We start from the raw sequence: 13,147 nt of genomic DNA, 5'->3' as shown, positions 1-13,147 counted from the left end.
CAGGTTCACCCGTTTCGGCCACGCGCGCGGCTAACCTCCGTTCCCGTGGGACCGGAACCGGCCGCCGTCGGCGCGGCGGAGCTGAGCGCGTACGTCGAGGGCTTCCTCGGCGAGGACGACGTGCTCGCTGCCGCGCGCGCCATGGCCGACCAGCTCGGTTGCGCCCCGGTGGGGGTCGGCGGGGGTGCCGCGCTCCGGTTCCTGGCGGCCGCGCTGCGGGCCAGGGCGGTGGTCGAGATCGGCACCGGGGTCGGGGTCAGCGGGCTGCACCTGCTCCGCGGCATGGCCCCGGACGGCGTGCTGACCTCGATCGACGTCGAGCCGGAGGTGCAGGCCGCGGCCAAGCGCACGTTCCGGGCCGCCGGGATCGCCCCCGGCCGCACCCGGTTGATCATGGGGCGGGCGCTGGACGTGCTGCCCCGGCTCAGCGACGGCGGCTACGACCTGTTGTTCGTGGACGCCGCCAAGACCGAGTACCCCGCCTACGCCGACCACGGCGTCCGGCTGCTGCGCCCCGGCGGCGTGCTGGCCTTCGACAACGTGCTCTGGCAGGGCAACGTGGCCAACCCGGCCCGCCGGGACGCGGAGACGCTGGCGCTGCGCGAGCTGGTGCGGGTCGTCCGCGAGGACGATCGCCTGGTCCCGCTGCTGCTGCCCCTCGGCGACGGCCTCCTGCTCGCCGCCAAGACGGGCTAGTGGTGCGACCCCTGGCTACTCGGCCCGGGTGCCCTTGCCGAGCACCACAACCCCGCCCGCGCTGATCGTGTACTGCGCGCGATCGGCCTCCGCGTCCACCCCGACCCGGGCACCGTCGGCGACGACCACGTTCTTGTCCAGGATCGCCCGCCGCACCACCGCGCCCTTGCCGATGCGCGCGCCCGGCAGCAACACGCTGCCCTCGACCACCGCACCGTCCTCGATCACCACGTCCGAGCTGATCACCGAGTCGGTGACGGTGGCCCCGGAGATGATCGACCCGGGCCCGACGATGGACTCGGTCGCCGTGCCGCTGTTGACGAACTTGGCGGGCGGCAGCGGCGGCGTGGCCGTGCGGATCGGCCACTGCATGTTGTAGAGGTTGAACACCGGGTGCACGGACACCAGGTCCATGTGCGCGTCGTAGTAGGCGTCCAGGGTCCCGACGTCGCGCCAGTAGCCGCGGTCGCGCTCGGTCTCCCCCGGCACCACGTTGTCGGCGAAGTCGTAGACGTGCGCGGTGCCCGCGTCGACCTGCATGGGGATGATGTCGCCGCCCATGTCGTGCAGCGAGTCCCGGTCGGCGGCGTCCGCGCGCAGCGACTCGACCAGCGCGTCGGTGGCGAAGATGTAGTTGCCCATCGAGGCGAAGGTGACGTCCGGGTCGTCCGGCACCGCGGGCGGGTCGTCGGGCTTCTCCAGGAAGCGGGTGATGCGCCCGGTCTGGTCGGAGTCGATGCAGCCGAACGCGCGCGCCTCGACGCGCGGCACCCGGATGCCCGCCACGGTGACGCCCGCGCCGGAGTCGATGTGCTGCCCCAGCATCTGGCCCGGGTCCATCCGGTACACGTGGTCCGCGCCGAACACCGCGATGTGGTCGGGGCGCTCGTCATAGACCAGGTTCAGCGACTGGTAAATGGCATCGGCGCTGCCCGTGTACCAGCGCGGTCCTAACCGCTGCTGGGCGGGAACCGGGGTGACGTACTGGCCGAGCACGTTCGACAGGCGCCACGTCGTGGAGATGTGCCGGTCGAGCGAGTGGGACTTGTACTGGGTCAGCACGCACAGCTGGTGGAAGCCCGCGTTGACCAGGTTGGACAGCACGAAGTCGACCAGCCGGTAGTTGCCCGCGAAAGGCACCGCGGGCTTGGCTCGGTCGGCGGTGAGGGGCCACAGTCGTTTTCCCTCGCCACCCGCCAACACGATCCCGAGTACGCGCGGCTTGCCCTTCACACCTGTCATCTAACCGTCCGCGTGATGGTCCTGCCAGACGTGCTACTCCGTGTGGGCGTGCGTTGCCTGACCGTTCACCCGGGCGCCGCACGGCGTTCCGGTCCGGGGAACGGGTCTCGCGGCGACTACGGTGAGGTCGTGCGTATCGGACTCCTCACCCGTGAATACCCACCCGAGGTCTACGGCGGCGCGGGCGTGCACGTCGGTTTCCTGGTCCCCCGGCTGCGGGAGCTGGTCGAGGTGGACGTGCACTGCTTCGGCGGCGACCGCGCGGACGCCACCGCGCACAACGCGGCGGCCGGTTTGGAGCACGCGAACGCGGCGTTGCGGACACTGTCCGCGGATCTGTCCATGACGGCCGCTGTCGGCGGTGTGGACGTCGTCCACTCGCACACCTGGTACGCGAACATGGCCGGGCACCTGTCCAAGCTGCTGCACGGCATCCCGCACGTGATTACCGCGCATTCGCTGGAACCGCGCAGGCCGTGGAAGGCCGAGCAGCTCGGCGGCGGCTACCGGCTGTCCTGCTGGGCGGAGCGGACCGCGTACCTGGCCGCGGACGCGGTGATCGCGGTCAGTGACGGTATGCGCCGGGACGTGCTGACGGTCTACCCGGAACTGGACCCCGCGCGCGTGCACGTGGTCCGCAACGGGATCGACTCGACCGCCTACCACCCGGTGTCCGAAGTGGACGCGCTGGTCGCGCACGGGGTGGACCCGGAGCGGCCGACCGTGGTGTTCGTCGGGCGGATCACCCGGCAGAAGGGCGTGGCGCACCTGATTGCCGCCGCGCACCGGATCGACCCGGCCGCGCAGGTCGTGCTGTGCGCGGGCGCGCCGGACACGCCGGAGATCGCCGAGGAGACCAGGGCCGCGGTGGCCGAGCTGGCGGCGGCGCGCGAGGGCGTGTTCTGGATCCAGCGGATGCTGCGCACCGAGGAGGTGCGGCAGTTCCTCAGCCACGCCACGGTGTTCGTGTGCCCGTCGGTGTACGAGCCGCTGGGCATCGTGAACCTGGAGGCGATGGCCTGCGGCACCGCGGTGGTCGCCTCCGATGTGGGCGGTATCCCGGAGGTCGTCGCGGACGGCGAGACCGGGCTGTTGGTGCACTACGACGAGGCCGGGACCGAGGAGTTCCGGGCCGGGCTGGCCGACGCGGTCAACCGGCTGCTGGCCGACCCCGGCCGGGCGGCGGCGATGGGTGTGGCCGGGCGGCAGCGGGCCGGGCGCGAGTTCTCCTGGGCGTCCGTTGCGGAACAGACCGTGGATGTCTACCGCACAGTGCGTGAACTCCCGTGACGTCCGCCCGGGTTGACGGAAACGCCACTCGGGCGCGCATACCGTGAGGGCCGTGCGACGGAATGGCGTGCGGGTCCGCTTCACGCGTTACTCGGTGGCCTCGCTGATCGCCACGGGCATCAGCCAGCTCGTGCTGTACGGGCTGTACGCGTGGAGCGGCGTTGGCGCGGCGGTGGCGAGCACGATCGCGTTCGCCGTCGGCGCGGTGCCGCACTTCGTGATGGTCCGCTGGTGGGCCTGGGGTCAGCGCGGGATGCCGCGGCTGAGCAGGCAGGTGGTCGGGTACATCGTGGTCACCGTGCTGGGCGGGATCGTCTCGGTGCTGCTGACCACGGCGGCGGAGTGGCTGGTGCAGCCGCTGGTCGCGGACCGGTCGGCGCGGTCGCTGGTGCTGAACGTGACCTATGTGCTCGGCGGGCTGCCGGTGTTCGTGGCCAAGTACGCGTTCCTCGACCGGGTCTTCGCCGACCGGGCCGACCAAGCGGAGCGGGCCGACCTGGCCGACCGAACAGAGCAGGCCGACCGCGCGGATCAGCCCGCGTACGAGGCGACCAGCTCGACCAGGGTGCGCGCGGCGAACCCGGTGGCGCCGGGCACGACCTCGTCGTAGACCCGGTCGGCGCGGGCCGGTCCGGCGATGTCCAGGTGCGCCCACGGCAGGTCGCCGGTGAACTCGCGCAGGAACAGCGCGGCGGTGATCGCACCGGGGCCGGGCGGGCACTGCCGGACGTCGGCGATGTCGCTGGGCACCTCGGCGGCGTACTGGTCCAGCAGCGGCATCCGCCACCAGCGCTCCCCCGCCGCCGCGCCCGCGTCGGTGATCCGCGCGGCGAGGTCGTCGTCGGAGGCGAACAGGCCGCCGATGCGCAGGCCGAGTGAGACCTTCATGGCGCCGGTGAGCGTGGCGACGTCGACCAGGACGTCCACACCGAGCGCCTCGCGCGCGTAGACCAGGCCGTCGGCCAGGACCATGCGGCCCTCGGCGTCGGTGTTGCTGACCTCGGTGGTGCGGCCGCCGTAGTGGCGCACCACGTCGCCGGGCCGGTAGGACGAGCCGGAGACGTGGTTCTCCGCGCACGGCACCAGCGCGCTGACCCGCACCGGCAGCCCGAGCCGGGCCACCGCGATGGTCGCCGCGATCACCGCGGCACCGCCCGCCATGTCGGTGCGCATCAGGTGCATGCCGTCCGCGGGCTTGATCGAGATGCCGCCGGTGTCGAAGGTGATGCCCTTGCCGACCAGGCCGAGGTGCGGGCCCTCGGCGTCGGCCGGGGACCAGTCCAGGTGCAGCAGGCGGGGCGGGCGGGTGGAGCCCGCACCGACCGCGAGCACGCCGCCGAAGCCCTGCTCGGCCAGCCAGCGCTCGTCGCGCACGTGCGCGGTGAGGCCGGGGACCTTGGCCGCGGCCCGCGCGGCGGTGCGCGCCAGCCAGGCCGGGTCCTTGACGTTGGACGGGGTGTTGGCCAGGTCTCTGGCGAAGGCGGTGGCCGCGGCGGGCGCGGCGGACCTGGCCAGCTCCGCCGCGATCCGCTCGCGACGGTCCTTTTCGGACACCACCAGCCGGGCGGTGCGCAGGCCCGGCGGGGTGGCCGCCCTGCTCACCGTGAACCGGTAGCCGCCAAGCCGCAGCCCGCGGGCGAACTGCGCGATGGCCTCGTCATCGGCCGGGATGGCCGCGTCCTGGGCAGGCAGCTCGACCTGTACCGCCTGGTCGGGCCCGGGATCGGTGCCCGCGTCGGCGAGCGTGGCCAGCCGCTGGTGCACGGCCCTGGCCAGCGCCGCGCCCGCCGTCCGCCAGTGCTCGGGCTCGCAGGCGCCGACACCGACGACCCAGCGCACCGAGGAGCCGACCGGACCGTCCCGCACCTCGCCGCGGGCACCGGTGAGGCCGACCGCCTCGACCCAGGCCGCGGGCAGGTCGGCGGCGCCGGGGCCGAGCGGCACCGGACCGTCGCCGTCCGGTGTACGGCAGAGCACCACGACCGGGACGCCCGCGCGGGTCCCGGCGGCCACCTCCACGTCGGGCAGCGTCGTCGGCAAGGTCGGCACCGGCGTGGTCAAGCGTTCCTCCGAGCGGGACGGGGATGGGACTCGGGCGGGACTCAGCCCGCGGCGGACTTGAGGGCGTCGCCGAGGTTGCTGGCCTCCTCCGGGGTCATCTCGACCACCAGACGTCCGCCGCCCTCCAGCGGGACGCGCATCACGATGCCCCGGCCCTCCTTCGTCACTTCGAGGGGACCGTCCCCGGTCCGGGGCTTCATGGCCGCCATAGCGTGCTCCCTCCGTCATAGCCTGCCCACCCGGCGGCGAACCGACGGGTCCGCGCCATTCTCCCCCATCCGGCTCGCGGCGGTGAAATCGGAACCGATCATCGCGTGTCGGGTGACCGGCCACGATAGGTGGCGCCGAGACCCGGCAGCCTGCCAGACTCGACCGCCGTGCGCGCCCGTTCCGCCCTCTTCGACGTTTTCGGCGGCCACCTGCGGCAGCGGGACGGCTCGGCCGCCATCGCCGCGCTGGTGCGGCTGTTGGCCCCGCTCGACTTCGGCGCGCCCGCGATCCGGACCGCGGTGTCCAGAATGGTCCGTCAGGGCTGGCTGGCCCCGGTACGGCTGGCGGGCGGGCCGGGCTACGCGCTGACCCCGCGCGCGGAGCGGCGGCTGGACGAGGCCGGGGCCCGCATCTACCGCACCGGTCCGTCCACATGGGAACACCGCTGGCACGTGGTGGTGCTGGAGGAACTGCCCGCGCGAGGTGGTCGGGAGCGGCTCGCCTCCTCGTTGCGACTGCTCGGCTACGGTCCGCTCGGCCCCGCGACCTGGGTGGCGCCGCGGCCGTCAGCGGAGCTCGCGGAGGTACTGGCGGCCGAGGAGGTGACCGCTCGGGTGTTCCACGGCGCGCACGAGGGGGACGACGCGGAGCTGGCCGCGCGCGCGTGGGATCTCACCGGGTTGGGTGAGCGCTACCGGGGGTTTGTGGACCAGTGGGCGCCGGTGATGTCCGTTGTGGACGCGTCGGCGCCCGCGGCGGCGTTCGCGGGGGCGCAGCGGTTGCTGCACGCGTGGCGGAAGTTCCTGTTCCAGGATCCGGGATTGCCCGCCGAGTTACTGCCGCCGGACTGGCCGGGACAGGCAGCGGCGCGGTTCTTCGACGAGCAGACAGCGCGGCTGGCACCGGCGGCTTCTCAGTTCGTGGACGACTGCCTGGGAAAGCAGAGGTCATCGGCGTGACCGGCCGTGGATGGTATGCAGGGTGATGACCTGGTTACCGGCAGGAAGGTGCAGTCAGTGTCGACAGTGCTGACCGTGGAAGACCGCGACGGTGTGCGCACCCTGACCCTCAACCGCCCCGACTCGTTCAATTCCTTGACGGTCGAGCTGAAGGAGACGCTGCTGGCCGCCCTGCTCGCCGCGGGCGAGGATCCGGCGGTGCGCTCGGTGGTGCTGACCGGCGCCGGTAAGGCCTTCTGCGGCGGTCAAGACCTGAAAGAACACTTGGCCCTGCTCGCGGCAGGCGACCCGTCACCGTTGTCGACGGTGGAGAAGCACTACAACCCGATCGTGACGGCCATCACCACGCTGCCCAAACCGATCATCGCCGCGGTCAACGGGATGGCCGCAGGCGCGGGCGCGTCCTTCGCCTACGCCTGCGACCTGCGGATCGTGTCCAGCTCGGCGAAGTTCCTGATGGCCTTCGCGGGCATCGGCCTGACCGCCGACTCCGGTTCGGCGTGGACCCTGCCGCGCCTGGTCGGCTACGGCCGGGCGATGGAGATGATGCTGCTGGGCGCGCCGGTGACCGCGGACGAGGCGCTGGCCCTGGGCATGGTCAACCAGGTGGTGCCGCCGGAGCAGGTCACCCAGGTCGCGCACGACCTGGCCGCGCGGCTGGCGGCCGGGCCGACCACCGCCTACGCCAAGATCAAGGAGGCGCTGCTGGCCTCGGCGGGCGGCACACTGGCCGAGGGGCTGGCGGTGGAGGGCCGCACCCAGGCCGAGGCGGGCGCGACCATCGACCACCGGGAGGGCGTCGCCGCGTTCGTGGAGAAGCGGCCGCCGCGGTTCACCGGGCGGTGAGTCAGCAGGCCCGCCAGCAGCTGGCGATGTGGTCGTCGACCATGCCGGTGGCCTGCATCAACGCGTAGCAGGTGGTAGGACCGACGAAGGCGAACCCGCGGCGCTTGAGCTCCTTGGCCATGGCCTTGGACTCGGGCGTCACGGCGGGCACGTCGGCCATGGTCGCCGGGCGCACGCGCGGGCCGGTCGGGGCGAACGACCACAGCAGCTCGTCCAGCGGCCGGTCGAGATCACCGATGGCGCGCGCGTTGCGGACGGTGGCCTCGATCTTGGCGCGGTTGCGCACGATGCCCGCGTCGGCCATCAGCCGCTCGACGTCGTCCGGGCTGAACTCGGCGACCTTCTCCGGGATGAACCCGAGGAAGGCGGCGCGGAAGGACTCCCGCTTGCGCAGGATCGTGATCCAGGACAGTCCGGATTGGAACGCCTCCAGGCTGACCCGCTCGAACATCTCGTTCTGGCCGCGCAGCGGGACACCCCACTCGGTGTCGTGGTACTCGGCGTAGTCGGGTGTGGAGTCGCCCCAGGCGCAACGGACGCGGTCGCTCATGCCCGCGCCTCCGCGAACCTGGCGAACCGCCGCAGCGACGCCCGCACGCCCAGCCGGAACGCCGGGCCGACCACCACCCAGCCCAGCTCGCCGAGCCTGCCCAGCGGCGGCCGCAGCCGCTCGTGCCACACGAACGTGGAGCCCGCGCCCCGGTCGAGCACCTCGAACTCCCCGGTGCCGCGCACGAACCCGCCGGTGTGGCGCACGACACAACGATGCGGCGGGTCCCAGGTGGTGATCTCCATGTGGTCAGTGAACCCCAGGGGACCGACACCGGTGACCGCCACCAGCCGCGACCCGGGACCGGCGCCGTCACCCGCCACGACCCGCACCTCGGTGCCGAGCATCCAGTCGCCCTGGTGCCGCCAGTCGGTGAGCGCCGCCCAGGTCACCGCCGCCGGGGCGGCCACCTCGACCCGCTCGGTGACCTCGATCACCTGGTCTCTTCGACCGCCCGGCCGCGCTCCAGCTCGGCCACCTGCGCCCGCAGCTGGTCGATCTCCCCGCCCAGGCGCTTGAGCACCCAGTCCACCTCGGTCATCCGGTAGCCGCGAAAGACCAGCTGGAAGCGCACCTGCCGCACGTCGTCCCCGGTCAGGTCATGGCCGGGCAGCCGGGTGGGCGTGCCGCCGGGCGGCAGCGGGGGCAGCTCCTCGCCCCGGCCGAACACCAGGGAGGCCAGCAGGAACACCACGGCCGCCACGAGCACCATGACGACGAGGTAGATGAGAGCGGTGGTCACGGGCAGATCGTGGCACGCCAACCGGGGTCGGCGCATCGGTCGGGCCGGAGAAAAACCGCTTGCCCGGCGTGTCGGTCACTGGGGAACCTCCCCGCCATGCCCGACATCCGCCGCGCCACCCCCGACGATTGGTCCGATCTGCGCGCGGTCCGCCTACGGGCGTTGGCGGACGCCCCGTACGCGTTCGCCTCCAACCTGGCGCGTGAACAGCCCCTGCCGGACTCGCACTGGCGTTCGTGGCCCACCAGGCACGCGGTGTTCCTGGGCTGGTCGGCGGACCGGGCGGTCGGGGTGGCGGCGGGGATGCCGGGGGATGTGGCCGGGTTGATCTCGGTGTGGGCGGCGCCGGAGACGCGGGGCACGGAGCTGGCGACCGGGTTGATCGCGGCGGTGGTGGAGTGGGCGCGGGAGTCGGGTAGCTCGCGGGTGAACGCGTGGGTGGTGGAGAACAACCCGCGCGCGATCCGCTTCTACGACCGCCTCGGCTTCACCCGCACAGGCGAGACGATGGCCTTCCCGAACGACCCGACGGTGACCGAGTACGAGCTGACCCTGGCGTTGTGACTCTCACGATTCCACGCAGGCGTTCCCGACCTCGTCCATGGGTGGGCGGTCGGCGATGAGGAGCTTGGTGTGGTCGGGGAGCCATTCGTCGCTTACCTGGACGAACTGGATGAAGTCGGTGGTGGCGGCGGGGATGCCGCAGCGGTCCAGGGCGGTGCCGAGGATCTGGCGGGCCATGACGCCGAGTTGGCGGAGGGAGCGGTTGCGGTGTTTGCGGACGCCCAGGTTGACCTGGGCCAGGCCTGCCAGGCCGTAGCGGGAATGGGCGTCCAGCAGGAGCCCGATCTCCACGCCGTAGCCCGCGGCGAAGGGGACCGAGGTCAGGAACTCGCGGGTGGCCGCGTATTCGCCGCCCAGGGGCTGGATGACGTGGGACAGCTCCGGGCGGAGCGCCGAGAGGACAGGGCGGGCCAGCAGCTCGGTCACCCGGCCGCCGCCGGTGTCCAGTTCGGCCGATTCCAGGCGTAGCGGGCGGCGGTAGAAGCCCTTGACCAGGTGGACGCCGGTGGCGGTCAGCAGGGGGCCGAGCAGGGCGGGGGCGAAGGACGGGTCCGGGTCCACCAGGTCGGAGTCCAGGAACACGACCAGGTCGCCACTGGTCGCGGCCAGGGAGCGCCAGAGGACCTCGCCCTTGCCCGGCCGGGGTTCGACCGAGGGCAGTACGTCGTCCCGGCTGACCACCCGGGCGCCCGCGGCGGCGGCGCGTTCGCGGGTTCGGTCGGTGGAGCCGGAGTCCATGACTACCAGCTCGTCGACCAGGGTGCCGAGCAGCGGCAGCACCGAGGCGACCACCTGGCCGACCGTGTGCTCCTCGTTCAGCGCGGGCAGCACCACGCTCACCGTGCGGGCGCCCTTGGCCAGGACCAGCTCCGACACCGTCCACTCCGGACTCTGCCAGGTGGTGCGGTGCAGACCGGTCACGCCAGGGCCCGGACGACGTGCGCGGGTGGGCGGGTGCCCGCGATGCCCGCGACCAGGTCGACGACGTGCCGGGTGCGGCCTGCCTCGTGCGCGCGGAACACCCGGGCGCCCGCCCAGGCCGCGACCGCGGTGGCCGCCAGCGTGCCGTCGACCCGCTCGTCCAGGCCGACGCCAAGGGTCTCGCCGATGAAGTCCTTGTTGGACAGTGCCATCAGGACCGGCCAGCCGGTGCCGACCAGCTCGTCCAGCCTGCGCAGCAGTTCCAGGCCGTGCCAGGTGTTCTTGCCGAAGTCGTGCGTCGGGTCGATCAGCACGCCCTCGCGCGGCACCCCCAGCGCGACCATGCGTTCGGCGCGGGCCACCAGTTCGGACACCACCTCGGCGACCACGTCGGTGTACCGGACCCGGTGCGGGTCGGTACGCGGCGCGGCGCCGCCGGTGTGCGAGCAGACGATGCCGACCCCGAACTCGGCGGCGACCTCGGCCAGCCGCGGGTCCGCGCCTGCCCAGGTGTCGTTGATCAGGTCCGCGCCCGCCTCGCACACCGCCCGGCCGACCTCGTGCCGCCAGGTGTCGACGCTGATCACCAACGCGGGATGGCGCGCCCGCACGGTGGCCACGAACGGCACCACCCGCCGCACCTCCTCGGCCGCGTCCACCGGCTCGCCGTGCGAGCCCGCGCGCACCCCGCCGATGTCGACGATGTCGGCCCCCTCGGCCACCACCCGGTCCACCGCGGCCAGCGCGGCGGACTCGTCGAAGGTGGCACCGCGGTCGTAGAACGAGTCGCGGGTACGGTTGACGATCGCCATCACCAGGGCGCGGTCCTGCGGCACCTCGCGCACACCGAACCGGATAGTGGTCACGGGCACCGATCGTGCCATGCGTGAGCGGCGTCTCCGCCCTGCGGTGCCCGACGCGCCCACTGGCTACCCTTGAGGCGGACCTAGGAGGCCTTCCCGATGTTGTACCGCACCCTGCGCGCCGTGCTCGCGTTCCTGGCCCGGCTCTACCTGCGGCCCAGGGTCGAGGGCGCCGAGCGGGTACCCGCGAAGGGGCCGGTCATCCTGGCCATCAACCACCTCGCGGTGATCGACAGCTTCCTGGTGCCGATGATGGTGTCGCGCAAGGTGGCCTTCCTGGCGAAGGCGGAGTACTTCGCAGTCGGTTCGCCCCGCAAGCGCCTGGTCAGGATGCTGTTCCGGGCTGTCGGCGCGATCCCGGTGGAGCGGGACAACAGTCGTGCCGCGCTGGCCTCGTTGGAGGTCTCGGGCGAGGTGCTGGACCGGGGCGAGGCATTCGCGATCCACCCGGAGGGGACTCGGTCGCTGGACGGGAAGCTGCACCGGGGGCGGACCGGGGTGGCGCAGTTGGCGTTGGAGCACAACGCGCTCGTGGTTCCGGTGGCGGTGATCGGGACCGACAAGGTGCAGCCCGCCGGGAAGAAGTTCCCTCGTCCGCATCGCATTACGGTGCGGTTTGGTGAGCCGCTGGACTTCAGTCGTTATGACGGGTTGGCCAACTCGCTGCCGATTCGGCGTGCGGTGACCGATGAGGTCATGTACGCGATTCTGGAGTTGAGCGGGCAGGAGTATGTCGACTCCTATCACAAGCGTCCCGGCGAGGCTGCCTGAAATCGGTCTTTGCGTGGGTGGCTCGATATGAACCTATCGAGCCACCCACGAAAGCAGGACCTATCCGCAGGCGGCCAACGCCTCGTCCACGGTCCGTGTCACAACCAGCCCATCAAGGCCCGCCTGCGACACGAACCCGCGCGAATGCAGCTCTCGCACCCACTCCAACAGCCCGGCCCAGTGATCATCCGGATCCAGCAACACCACCGGCTTGTCATGCATCCGCAAATACCCGGACGTCCAGACCTCGAACAACTCCTCGCAGGTCCCCAAACCACCGGGCAGCGCCAGAAAAGCATCCGCGTGGGAGTCCATCTCACGCTTCCGCTCCCGCATCGTGTCCACCACGATCAGCTCATCCGCGTCCGGATCGGCGAACTCCAGGTCGACCAACCCGCGCGGAATGACCCCGAGCGTGTAAGCACCACCACGGCGAGCGGCGCGAGCGACCGATCCCATCATCGCCGCGGCGGACCCGCCCCACACCAGCGACCAGCCACGCGCCGCCAATCCGGCCCCGACCTCATCGGCCAAATCCAGATAGGCGCGCGGCACGGACTCGTTGGACCCGCAGTAGACCGCGACCGCGCGGCTCAATGCGCGTCGCTCCACGCCTGGTACGCCTTCTCCACCACGCCGACCGCCTCGTCGACGTCGTCGGTGAGGTGCAGCAGGGCCATGTCCTTCTCGCCGATCTTGCCGCCCGCCAGCACCGACGCGCGCAGCCAGTCGTAGAGGCCGCCCCAGTACGCGGTGCCGAACAGCACGACCGGGAACTTGGTGACCTTCTTGGTCTGCACCAGGGTGAGCGCCTCGAACAGCTCGTCCAGGGTGCCGAAGCCGCCGGGCAGGCAGATGAAGGCCTGCGAGTACTTGATGAACATGGTCTTGCGGGCGAAGAAGTAGCGGAAGTTCACGCCGAGGTCGACCCACGGGTTGAGGCCCTGTTCGAAGGGCAGCTCGATGCCGAGGCCGATGGACAGCCCGCCCGCCTCCGAGGCGCCCCGGTTGACCGCCTCCATCGCGCCGGGGCCGCCGCCGGTGATGGCGGCGAAGCCCGCCTTGGCGAGCGCGCCGCCGATGTCGCGTCCGAGCTGGTACTCCGGGTCTTCGCGCTGGGTGCGGGCCGAGCCGAACACGGTCACCGCGCGCGGCACCTCGGCCAACGCGCCGAAGCCCTCCACGAACTCGGCCTGAATGCGCAGCACCCGCCACGGGTCGGTGTGCACCCAGTCGCTGGGGCCGCGCGAGTCCAGCAGCCGCTGGTCGGTGGTGGTGGTCTCGTCGCTGCGGCCACGGCGCAGCGTGACCGGGCCGCGCTGGCGCTCGCGGGGGTGCTCCTCAGGCACTGCGGGTGAGTCTGTTGTCACGCGGCGAGTCTAGGCCGAGCTTCACGAGTCCGTTGCAGTTCGTCTCGCGACGTGCCCTGCGC

17 protein-coding genes are annotated in these 13,147 nt (G+C 72.2%); 7 read left to right on the top strand and 10 right to left on the bottom strand.

What is annotated here, in order from left to right; translation table 11 throughout:
* Positions 1-45: 45 nt before the first annotated feature.
* Positions 46-696, top strand: coding sequence for an O-methyltransferase (locus C503_RS0120215; protein WP_018684040.1), 651 nt, complete (start codon positions 46-48; stop codon positions 694-696).
* 15 nt (positions 697-711) lie between these two features.
* Here the strand turns inward: C503_RS0120215 and glgC are convergent, their stop codons facing one another.
* A complete protein-coding gene (gene glgC / locus C503_RS0120210) occupies positions 712-1,938 on the bottom strand; it encodes a glucose-1-phosphate adenylyltransferase (RefSeq protein WP_211222428.1) in 1,227 nt (408 codons plus the stop codon).
* Between the two features lie 129 nt (positions 1,939-2,067).
* On the opposite strand from glgC, the gene glgA reads away from it, so the two are divergent.
* Both glgA and C503_RS40080 read left to right on the top strand, forming a co-directional pair.
* The gene (gene glgA / locus C503_RS0120205; protein ID WP_018684038.1) at positions 2,068-3,228 is read left to right on the top strand and encodes a glycogen synthase; all 1,161 of its coding nucleotides are present in this window, start codon (positions 2,068-2,070) and stop codon (positions 3,226-3,228) included.
* Positions 3,229-3,280: 52 nt separating this feature from the next.
* Positions 3,281-3,838: a GtrA family protein gene (locus tag C503_RS40080; protein WP_169514567.1), complete on the top strand. Its 558-nt coding sequence runs from the start codon at positions 3,281-3,283 to the stop codon at positions 3,836-3,838.
* Here the strand turns inward: C503_RS40080 and C503_RS0120195 are convergent.
* The gene (locus C503_RS0120195; protein ID WP_018684036.1) at positions 3,760-5,289 is read right to left on the bottom strand and encodes a leucyl aminopeptidase family protein; all 1,530 of its coding nucleotides are present in this window, start codon (positions 5,287-5,289) and stop codon (positions 3,760-3,762) included. The two genes, C503_RS40080 and C503_RS0120195, sit on opposite strands and share 79 nt — an antisense overlap.
* A 41-nt stretch (positions 5,290-5,330) precedes the next feature.
* Positions 5,331-5,498, bottom strand: a complete 168-nt coding sequence (locus tag C503_RS44760; RefSeq protein ID WP_018684035.1) for a DUF3117 domain-containing protein — start codon at positions 5,496-5,498, stop codon at positions 5,331-5,333.
* Positions 5,499-5,666: 168 nt separating this feature from the next.
* Here C503_RS44760 and C503_RS0120185 point away from each other — a divergent pair, with 168 nt between their 5' ends.
* Entirely contained in the window at positions 5,667-6,458 is a 792-nt protein-coding gene (locus C503_RS0120185) for a PaaX family transcriptional regulator (protein ID WP_026316512.1), read from the top strand.
* A gap of 15 nt (positions 6,459-6,473) precedes the next feature.
* Entirely contained in the window at positions 6,474-7,304 is an 831-nt protein-coding gene (locus C503_RS0120180) for an enoyl-CoA hydratase-related protein (RefSeq protein ID WP_018684033.1), read from the top strand.
* 1 nt (position 7,305) lies between these two features.
* On the opposite strand, the gene C503_RS0120175 is transcribed toward C503_RS0120180, so the two are convergent.
* Genes C503_RS0120175 through C503_RS0120165 form a run of 3 tightly spaced genes read right to left on the bottom strand, consistent with a single transcriptional unit; the run spans position 7,306 to position 8,596 of the window.
* Positions 7,306-7,854: a DNA-3-methyladenine glycosylase I gene (locus C503_RS0120175; protein WP_018684032.1), complete on the bottom strand. Its 549-nt coding sequence runs from the start codon at positions 7,852-7,854 to the stop codon at positions 7,306-7,308.
* Complete coding sequence (locus C503_RS0120170; RefSeq protein WP_018684031.1) at positions 7,851-8,291, bottom strand: SRPBCC family protein; 441 nt, start codon at positions 8,289-8,291, stop codon at positions 7,851-7,853. Before C503_RS0120170 ends, C503_RS0120175 begins: the two co-directional genes overlap by 4 nt.
* Positions 8,288-8,596 carry a DivIVA domain-containing protein gene (locus tag C503_RS0120165; protein ID WP_018684030.1) on the bottom strand — a complete coding sequence of 103 codons (309 nt, stop codon included), beginning with the start codon at positions 8,594-8,596 and terminating at the stop codon, positions 8,288-8,290. Before C503_RS0120165 ends, C503_RS0120170 begins: the two co-directional genes overlap by 4 nt.
* Positions 8,597-8,692: 96 nt before the next feature.
* Between C503_RS0120165 and C503_RS0120160 the strand changes: the two genes are divergently transcribed.
* Complete coding sequence (locus tag C503_RS0120160) at positions 8,693-9,160, top strand: GNAT family N-acetyltransferase (RefSeq protein WP_018684029.1); 468 nt, start codon at positions 8,693-8,695, stop codon at positions 9,158-9,160.
* Positions 9,161-9,163: 3 nt separating this feature from the next.
* Here the strand turns inward: C503_RS0120160 and C503_RS0120155 are convergent, their stop codons facing one another.
* Both C503_RS0120155 and folP read right to left on the bottom strand, forming a co-directional pair.
* Positions 9,164-10,081: a glucosyl-3-phosphoglycerate synthase gene (locus tag C503_RS0120155; RefSeq protein ID WP_018684028.1), complete on the bottom strand. Its 918-nt coding sequence runs from the start codon at positions 10,079-10,081 to the stop codon at positions 9,164-9,166.
* A complete protein-coding gene (folP, locus tag C503_RS0120150; RefSeq protein ID WP_033400835.1) occupies positions 10,078-10,965 on the bottom strand; it encodes a dihydropteroate synthase in 888 nt (295 codons plus the stop codon). The genes C503_RS0120155 and folP overlap by 4 nt, the downstream gene beginning before the upstream one ends.
* Positions 10,966-11,043: 78 nt before the next feature.
* On the opposite strand from folP, the gene C503_RS0120145 reads away from it, so the two are divergent.
* Positions 11,044-11,715 carry a lysophospholipid acyltransferase family protein gene (locus tag C503_RS0120145; protein WP_018684026.1) on the top strand — a complete coding sequence of 224 codons (672 nt, stop codon included), beginning with the start codon at positions 11,044-11,046 and terminating at the stop codon, positions 11,713-11,715.
* Between the two features lie 60 nt (positions 11,716-11,775).
* Here the strand turns inward: C503_RS0120145 and C503_RS0120140 are convergent, their stop codons facing one another.
* The gene (locus C503_RS0120140) at positions 11,776-12,327 is read right to left on the bottom strand and encodes an LOG family protein (protein WP_018684025.1); all 552 of its coding nucleotides are present in this window, start codon (positions 12,325-12,327) and stop codon (positions 11,776-11,778) included.
* Positions 12,309-13,064 (bottom strand): LOG family protein, encoded by a 756-nt coding sequence (locus C503_RS0120135; RefSeq protein WP_018684024.1) that lies wholly within the window; start codon positions 13,062-13,064, stop codon positions 12,309-12,311. Before C503_RS0120135 ends, C503_RS0120140 begins: the two co-directional genes overlap by 19 nt.
* Positions 13,065-13,147: the final 83 nt, after the last annotated feature.

The sequence above is a fragment of the Actinokineospora enzanensis DSM 44649 genome, from assembly GCF_000374445.1.
In the GTDB taxonomy this organism is placed as follows: domain Bacteria; phylum Actinomycetota; class Actinomycetes; order Mycobacteriales; family Pseudonocardiaceae; genus Actinokineospora; species Actinokineospora enzanensis.
This window is presented reverse-complemented; position numbering and strand designations above follow the sequence as displayed.

Coding starts and splice junctions, on each gene's coding strand:
- glgC (WP_211222428.1), bottom strand. CDS start 1,938: ATGACAGGTGTGAAGGGCAAGCCGCGCGTACTCGGGATCGTGTTGGCG.
- C503_RS44760 (WP_018684035.1), bottom strand. CDS start 5,498: ATGGCGGCCATGAAGCCCCGGACCGGGGACGGTCCCCTCGAAGTGACG.
- C503_RS0120180 (WP_018684033.1), top strand. CDS start 6,474: ATGCAGGGTGATGACCTGGTTACCGGCAGGAAGGTGCAGTCAGTGTCG.
- C503_RS0120175 (WP_018684032.1), bottom strand. CDS start 7,854: ATGAGCGACCGCGTCCGTTGCGCCTGGGGCGACTCCACACCCGACTAC.
- C503_RS0120160 (WP_018684029.1), top strand. CDS start 8,693: ATGCCCGACATCCGCCGCGCCACCCCCGACGATTGGTCCGATCTGCGC.
- folP (WP_033400835.1), bottom strand. CDS start 10,965: ATGGCACGATCGGTGCCCGTGACCACTATCCGGTTCGGTGTGCGCGAG.
- C503_RS0120145 (WP_018684026.1), top strand. CDS start 11,044: ATGTTGTACCGCACCCTGCGCGCCGTGCTCGCGTTCCTGGCCCGGCTC.